General features: G+C 73.3%; 3 protein-coding genes. All 3 read left to right on the plus strand.

Annotated elements, in window-relative coordinates:
• On the plus strand, positions 1-245 hold a 245-nt coding region (locus tag ABYE80_RS20715), incomplete at its 5' end, for a hypothetical protein (RefSeq protein ID WP_372792327.1).
• Positions 246-346: 101 nt separating this feature from the next.
• Positions 347-649: a hypothetical protein gene (locus ABYE80_RS20720; protein WP_372792329.1), complete on the plus strand. Its 303-nt coding sequence runs from the start codon at positions 347-349 to the stop codon at positions 647-649.
• An 82-nt stretch (positions 650-731) separates the two neighbouring features.
• A partial coding sequence (locus ABYE80_RS20725; RefSeq protein ID WP_372792330.1) for an alpha-hydroxy-acid oxidizing protein occupies positions 732-1,544 on the plus strand: 813 nt, incomplete at its 3' end.

Here is a 1,544-nt window from a genome sequence, read left to right on the forward strand (position 1 = left end):
GCCACGACGTGCAGACCGAGCGTCTCCTGAACACGTGGGGGGACGACGACGCGGACGCGTTCTTCGCGTTCCTGGAGGCCAACCTCGGCCCGATGGTCACGGCGAAGGCGGAGCTCGAGCCGGAGGGCCGCTGGGCGGAGGCGCGGGCGGCCGTCCAAGCGATCTACACCGAGGCCAACGAGGTGCAGCTGCCGGCGATCCGCACGAGCGCCGAGTACCTGCTCACGACGGTGCGGGTGCGGTGAGCCCGCTCCGCCCCGGTCGTCGGCCGCCCCGGTCACGGGCGGGGCGTTCCGGCCCCGGGTTGCCGGACCCAGCGCCGACGCGATAGCGTCGGCGCGCCCTGGTGACCCTGCGGATCGAGCATCCCATCACGGACATCGACACCTGGCTGGGAGCTTTCGGGCGCTTTGCTGATGCCCGGCAGCGCGCCGGGGTGCGGTCGCACCGCGTCCACCAGCCCGACGACGACGACCACTACATCTGCGTGGACCTCGAGTTCGACACCACCGAGCAGGCGGCGGCCTTCCGGGCCTTCCTCGAAGCCAACGTCTGGTCCTCGCCGGCCGCCTCGCCCGGGCTGGCGGGCACGCCCCGCGCCCGCGTGCTCGTCGAGGTCGCCGCCGCCGGCCCGCGGTCGTCTGCGTGACGTGGGCCCGCCGGCTCGGGCCCATGGACCGAACACCGGCACTGCGCCGCGCCCAGCCGGCTGAGGGTCATACTTCCGGCCCATGACGCAGGCGGCGGCCGCAGCAGCAATCCCCGACGACCTCTCGAAGCTCGAGGAGCAGGCCGCCAAGGTCCTCTCCCCCGAGGCGCTCGCGTACATCCTCGCTGGGGCGGGCAGCGCGGACACCACGCGCGCGAACGCCGCGGCGTTCGCGCGCTGGAGGGTGAAGCGGCGCCGCGGCCGCAGGCCGAGGAAGGTCGACCTCTCGACCACCATCCTCGGGACGCGCATGCCCGCGCCGGTCCTCTTCGCGCCGGTCGGGGTGCAGACGCTCGCGCACCCGGAGGGCGACCTCGCGAGCGCTCGCGCCGCGGCCGAGCTCGGGCTGACGTACATCCACTCGACGCAGGCCGCCTACAAGATGGAGGACGTGGCGGCGGCCAACGGCGACGGCGCGCGCTGGTACCAGCTGTACTGGCCCACCGACGACGAGCTCACCGTGTCGTTCCTGCGCCGCGCGAAGGCAGCCGGGTACACCCACCTCGTCATCACGCTCGACACGACGCTGCTCGGCTGGCGGCCGCTGGACCTCGACCGCGGGTACTCGCCGTTCCTCGAGAACAAGGGGATCGCGAACTACACGAGTGACCCGGTCTTCCAGCGGCGGATGCCCGTCCCCGCGGACGTCGCCCCGCTGCCGGCGGGCGTCGTGTTCGCCGGCATCTTCCAGAACCCCGGCCTCGACTGGGGGCGGCTGCCGCTCATCCGCGCGAACTGGGACGGGCCGATCCTGCTGAAGGGCATCCAGAGCCCGCGTGACGCCCGGATCGCGGTCGAGAACGGGATCGACGGCATCGTCGTCTCCAACCACGGC

The sequence above is a fragment of the Paraconexibacter sp. genome, from assembly GCF_041602235.1.
Classification (GTDB): Bacteria; Actinomycetota; Thermoleophilia; order Solirubrobacterales; family Solirubrobacteraceae; genus Paraconexibacter.